The sequence below is a fragment of the Bradyrhizobium sp. 31Argb genome, assembly GCF_043638955.1.
In the GTDB taxonomy this organism is placed as follows: Bacteria; Pseudomonadota; Alphaproteobacteria; order Rhizobiales; family Xanthobacteraceae; genus Bradyrhizobium.
Genome location: NZ_JBEGDB010000424.1, coordinates 1 through 4,905 on the forward strand (window position 1 = coordinate 1; position 4,905 = coordinate 4,905).

Here is a 4,905-nt window from a genome sequence, read left to right on the forward strand (position 1 = left end):
CGCCGGATACGGACCCGTACGTCCGGTGGTGTGGGAGGGGCGAAGCCGCGAGGCTTCCCCCTATCCCGATCCGCTTGCGGTGACATGGATTGCTTCGCTGCGCTCGCAATGACGGGCTGAGAGAGCGTCCGTCCGCACCTACGCCACCTTCCGCGCCGACAGCGCATCCGCCACCGCCGTGCGGATATCGGCGACCGAGAACGGCTTGGTCACCACGTCGTGCACGATCGCATTGAGGCCGGAGGCGCGCTCGCGCTGATCGGCAAAGCCGGTCATCAACAGGATCTTCAACTCCGGAAAATCGCGCGCGCTGGCGAGCGCCAGTGCAATCCCGTCCATGACAGGCATCTGGATGTCGGTGAGCAGCAGATCGAAGGCGCCCTGCTCGCGCGCCAGTATTTCCAGCGCGGCCGCGCCGTCCTGCGCGGTGACGGTCTCGTGGCCGTCCATGGCGATGGCGCGTGCCACCAGCGAGCGCATCGAATCCTCGTCGTCGGCGATCAATACCCGCGGCATCGAACTAACCTCCTTCGCAAGACACGTCTCGTATTCTAAGCCTTGCCGCCAGCCGCCAGATCCCGCTTGTTGAAGAAGCGGATATCGATGTCGCGCCCTTCCGGAGGCGGCGAGGCAAGGCGCGATTTGAAAAAAGCGCGTTCGCCCGGCTTCAGCACCGGCTGCTCCAGCACCGTGTTCCACGCATAAATCTCCGCGCCCTGCGCGTCGCGGACCGCAAAGCGCAACCGTGGCAGTTCCACCGGCTTCCGGGTCTCGCCGACGATCATGCCTTCGATCACCAGCACCGCCTTGCCGTCCACTGTCTCGTGACTGACTTTGACGTCCTTGAACGCCACCCCACGCAGATTCACCTCGAGCCCGGCCAGCCTGTAGAACAGCGCGGTCTGCGGCAACAGGCGCACGACGTCGCCGCGCCACACAACCAGCGCCACGATCAGCGCCGCCATCGCCGCGCATGCGGTGGGCAGGCTCGCTGCGGGCATGCGGATGCGGGGCAGGGTGGGCAGCTCGAACAGTCTTGGCAGCCGGCGGCGGGGTTTGGCTTCGGCATCTGCGTGAGCCTCGGCGTCTTCCCGGGCGACCGACGGCCAGTCCTGTCGGACTGCATCATCCGCCGGCCAGTCGGCCGAGATCGAGGGGCTGTCGACGACAGGAGTGCGTTCGTCCTCCTCCTGCCGCGCCATCGCCTCCCATTCCGCGGCGGCATCGGACGCGGCGGACCTGTTCGCCGCCGCCATCGCCGGCATCGGCGCCGTGATGTCGACGGCATCCTCCGGCCGCGCCAGCCAGAGTTCCTTGCAGCGGGAACAACGCACCGTACGCCCGGCCGGACCTAACGTCTCCAGCTTGATCGCATAGGATGTTGTACAATGCGGGCAAACGATATGCATGGAGCCCAATCCCCACCATGGATGCGCCGGGATGCTACAAGGCGACCGTTAACGAATCGGAAACCATAACCGAAGCACAAACGCTTTGTTCGGCCCGCCGGCCCAGCCGGAAACGGGCGCGAGGATTGAGCCAAGGTTCGAGGTTCCCGGCCGCCGCCCCAGTTGAACCCAACGTCCAACCCAATGTCGAGCGGAGCTAGAGCTTGGTTCGGTTCGAAAATGTCGGATTGCGTTACGGGCTCGGCCCGGAGATTCTGCGCGACCTCAGCTTCGCCGTCCCCGCCCATTCCTTCCAGTTCCTCACCGGCCCGTCGGGTGCCGGCAAGACCTCGCTGCTCAGGCTGTTGTTCCTGTCGCTGCGGCCGACGCGCGGGTTGGTGAATCTGTTCGGCAAGGACATTTCGCTGCTGAGCAAGGACCAGATCGCAAACCTGCGCAAGCGCATCGGCATCGTGCTGCAGGACTTTCGCCTGCTCGACCACATGACGACCTATGAGAATGTCGCGCTGCCGTTCCGCGTGATGGGCCGCGACGAATCCAGCTACCGGCGCGAGGTGATCGACCTCTTGAAATGGGTCGGCCTCGGCGAGCGGATGGATGCGCTGCCGCCGATCCTCTCGGGCGGCGAGAAGCAGCGCGCCGCGATCGCGCGCGCGGTGATCTCGCGGCCGCAATTGTTGCTGGCGGACGAGCCGACCGGCAGCGTCGATCCGACGCTCGGGCGGCGGCTGCTGCGCCTGTTCATCGAGTTGAACAAGTCGGGCACCGCCGTGATCATCGCCACCCACGACATCACGCTGATGGACCAGTACGAGGCGCGGCGATTGGTGCTGCACCAGGGACGGCTGCACATCTATGAATAAGATCGGCCGAGAACATGTGCCGCTCGTCGACCTCGGGCATGAACGCCCGCAGGTGGCGGCGAATGCGCGCAACATGTCGCCGATCGTGCCGCGCGCCTCGATCTCCGGCCGCGCGCTGGTCGCGGTCGTGGCAATCATGACCTTCCTGGCCTCGATGACCACGGGCACGGTGCTCCTGGTCAGCGCATCCGCGGCCGAGTGGCAGTCGGAGGTTGCAAGTGAGATCACGATCCAGATCCGCCCGGCGGCCGGCCGCGATCTCGATCGCGACACATCAGCGGCGGCGGAGGCGATGCGGACGCAGGGTGGGATCGTCGAAGTCCGCCCGTTCAGCAAGGAGGAATCCGCAAAACTGCTCGAGCCCTGGCTCGGCAGCGGATTGTCGATCGAGCAATTGCCGGTGCCGCGCGTCATCGTGGCGCGGGTGCAGCCCGGCAGCACGCCGGACCTCGCAGCGCTGCGGGCGCGGGTCACGCAGGTCGCCCCCGGTGCCAGCGTCGACGATCACCGCGCCTGGATCGAGCGCATGCGCTCGATGAGCGGCGCCACCGTGTTTGCCGGCATCGGCATTCTCGCCCTCGTGATCGTCGCGACGATCATCTCGGTCTCCTTCGCCACGCGCGGCGCGATGGCCGCCAACCGGCCGATCGTCGAGGTGCTGCATTTCGTCGGCGCCTCCGACAGTTACATCGCCAACCGTTTCCTGCGGCATTTCCTGATGCTGGGACTCGAGGGCGGCCTGATCGGCGGTGGCGTCGCGATGCTGTTCTTCGGCTTCTCCGAATCGATCGCGAGCTGGTTCTCGGGCACTCCGGTCGGCGACCAGTTCGCGGCCTTGCTCGGGACCTTCTCGCTGCGCCCGTCCGGCTATCTGGTGCTGGCGCTGCAGGCGGTATTGATCGCCGCGATCACGGCCTGGGCCTCACGGCGGACGCTGTTCGCCACGCTCGATGACGTCGACTGATGGAACGGCCGGACTCCACTTCGCCCAAAAACGCTCTAGAATTGCGTCCGGGGAAGGGACAGCCTTATCCGATGAGCTCTGATCTCGACGACCGATCGCAAAAGCGCCGGCCAGCGCGGCCGCACGGATCGCTGCGCGCGCTGATCGTCGCGCCGCTGGCGGTGCTGTTCGTCGCCGCGGGGGTCGGCTTCCTCGCGTTCCTGTCGCAATTGCGCGGCGTCGAAACCCAGCCCGAGCGCAATGCCGACGGCATCGTGGTGTTGACCGGCGGTTCCTCGCGGATCTCCGACGCGGTGGAATTGCTGGCGGCCGGCTACGGCAAGCGGCTGCTGATCTCGGGCGTGCACCCGACCAATGCGGCGAGCGATATTTCCCGCTCGCTGCCCGAGAACAATCAGGCGCTCTTGAGGTGCTGCGTCGATCTCGACCGCTCCGCCGTCAATACCAGGAGCAATGCCGCTGAGACGCGGCGCTGGGCGCATGAGCGCGGCTTCAAGTCGCTGATCGTGGTGACCTCGAACTACCACATGCCGCGCGCGATCGTCGAACTGTCGCACGCGATGCCGGATGTCGAACTGATCCCGTTCGTGGTGATCGGCGACAAATGGCGCGACGAACCTTGGTGGATGAGTGGCGGAACGCTGCGCCTCCTGCTATCGGAATACGTCAAATATGTCGCGGCGGAGGTGCGGGTGCGGCTGGCCAGGATCGGTCTCGACCTGACGCCCGATTTCCTGGAGCAGCCTGGCGGCGCGCCGGCGCCGCGCCGGCCGGCGACCGCGCAGGTGAACTGACCAGACCAACTCTCTAAGTCGGGAATTCGATGTCTTCGATCTTCGTGCGCTCGCTCATCTTCAACGTGCTGTTCTATCTCGTGCTGGTGGCGCTCAGCATCGCCGCGATCCCGACCGTCGTGCTGCCGCGCCGGGCGATGATGACGCTGGCCGCATGGTGGGCGAACGCGACGCTGTTTTTGATGCGCGTCGTCTGCAACATCCGGGTCGAATTCCGCGGGCTGGAGAAGATTCCGAAAGGGCCCCTGATCGTCGCCGCCAAGCATCAGTCGATGTGGGAGACGTTCCAGCTTTTGCGCTTCTTCGACCACCCGCTCTACATGCTCAAGCGCGAACTGACCTGGATTCCGGTGTTCGGCCAGTTCCTGATCAAGGCCGGCATGATTGCGATCGATCGCGGCGGCGGCCCGCGTTCGCTGGTGAAGACGCTGCGCCGCGCGGCCGCTGAAGTGAAGCGCGGCCGCCAGCTCGTGATCTTCCCGGAAGGAACGCGGCGGCCGGTCGGCGCGCCGCCAAACTACAAGACCGGCGTGGCGCAGATCTATGCCGAGAGCGGCGTGCCGTGCCTGGCGGTCGCGCTCAACTCCGGCCTGTTCTGGCCGCGCCGCACCTTCATGCGCTATCCCGGGACGCTGGTGGTCGAATTCCTCGATCCGCTGCCGCCAGGCTTGCCGCGCGATGAATTCATGACGCGGCTGCGCGAGACGATCGAGGGCACCACCGACCGTATCGTCGAGGCCGCGCGCGCCGAGCAGGCGCAGTTGTTCGGCGTCGTGCCCGATACCGCGAAGGCGAAGGTCTAGCATTACAGTTGTCTTTTTGTTTTGAAGTGCGCGCGCTGGGCGGCGGCCTGGTGAGCTCTACGCCAAAGTGAC

Annotated in this window: 6 protein-coding genes; 4 read left to right on the forward strand and 2 right to left on the reverse strand. The window is 66.1% G+C overall.

Annotation, left to right across the window (positions count from 1 at the left end; translation table 11 throughout):
- Positions 1-138: 138 nt before the first annotated feature.
- Together AAFX91_RS39120 and AAFX91_RS39125 are read right to left on the reverse strand one after the other, a co-directional pair.
- On the reverse strand, positions 139-516 hold the full coding sequence (locus tag AAFX91_RS39120; protein WP_028163766.1) for a response regulator: 378 nt from the start codon (positions 514-516) through the stop codon (positions 139-141).
- Positions 517-551: 35 nt separating this feature from the next.
- Positions 552-1,409 carry an MJ0042-type zinc finger domain-containing protein gene (locus tag AAFX91_RS39125; RefSeq protein ID WP_394570062.1) on the reverse strand — a complete coding sequence of 286 codons (858 nt, stop codon included), beginning with the start codon at positions 1,407-1,409 and terminating at the stop codon, positions 552-554.
- Positions 1,410-1,612: 203 nt separating this feature from the next.
- On the opposite strand from AAFX91_RS39125, the gene ftsE reads away from it, so the two are divergent.
- The 4 genes from ftsE to AAFX91_RS39145 all read left to right on the forward strand — a co-directional run bounded on the left by ftsE (position 1,613) and on the right by AAFX91_RS39145 (position 4,833).
- A complete protein-coding gene (gene ftsE, locus AAFX91_RS39130) occupies positions 1,613-2,272 on the forward strand; it encodes a cell division ATP-binding protein FtsE (RefSeq protein ID WP_130583699.1) in 660 nt (219 codons plus the stop codon).
- Complete coding sequence (locus AAFX91_RS39135; protein WP_394570063.1) at positions 2,265-3,236, forward strand: cell division protein FtsX; 972 nt, start codon at positions 2,265-2,267, stop codon at positions 3,234-3,236. Before ftsE ends, AAFX91_RS39135 begins: the two co-directional genes overlap by 8 nt.
- Before the next feature lie 71 nt (positions 3,237-3,307).
- The gene (locus tag AAFX91_RS39140) at positions 3,308-4,030 is read left to right on the forward strand and encodes a YdcF family protein (RefSeq protein WP_130583697.1); all 723 of its coding nucleotides are present in this window, start codon (positions 3,308-3,310) and stop codon (positions 4,028-4,030) included.
- 29 nt (positions 4,031-4,059) lie between these two features.
- Positions 4,060-4,833 carry a lysophospholipid acyltransferase family protein gene (locus tag AAFX91_RS39145; protein WP_394570064.1) on the forward strand — a complete coding sequence of 258 codons (774 nt, stop codon included), beginning with the start codon at positions 4,060-4,062 and terminating at the stop codon, positions 4,831-4,833.
- Positions 4,834-4,905 lie beyond the last annotated feature (72 nt).

What these genes read in the sequence shown, in the direction of transcription:
- AAFX91_RS39125 (WP_394570062.1), bottom strand. Translation starts at nt 1,409, where the DNA reads ATGCATATCGTTTGCCCGCATTGTACAACATCCTATGCGATCAAGCTG.
- AAFX91_RS39120 (WP_028163766.1), bottom strand. Translation starts at nt 516, where the DNA reads ATGCCGCGGGTATTGATCGCCGACGACGAGGATTCGATGCGCTCGCTG.
- AAFX91_RS39145 (WP_394570064.1), top strand. Translation starts at nt 4,060, where the DNA reads ATGTCTTCGATCTTCGTGCGCTCGCTCATCTTCAACGTGCTGTTCTAT.
- AAFX91_RS39140 (WP_130583697.1), top strand. Translation starts at nt 3,308, where the DNA reads ATGAGCTCTGATCTCGACGACCGATCGCAAAAGCGCCGGCCAGCGCGG.
- AAFX91_RS39135 (WP_394570063.1), top strand. Translation starts at nt 2,265, where the DNA reads ATGAATAAGATCGGCCGAGAACATGTGCCGCTCGTCGACCTCGGGCAT.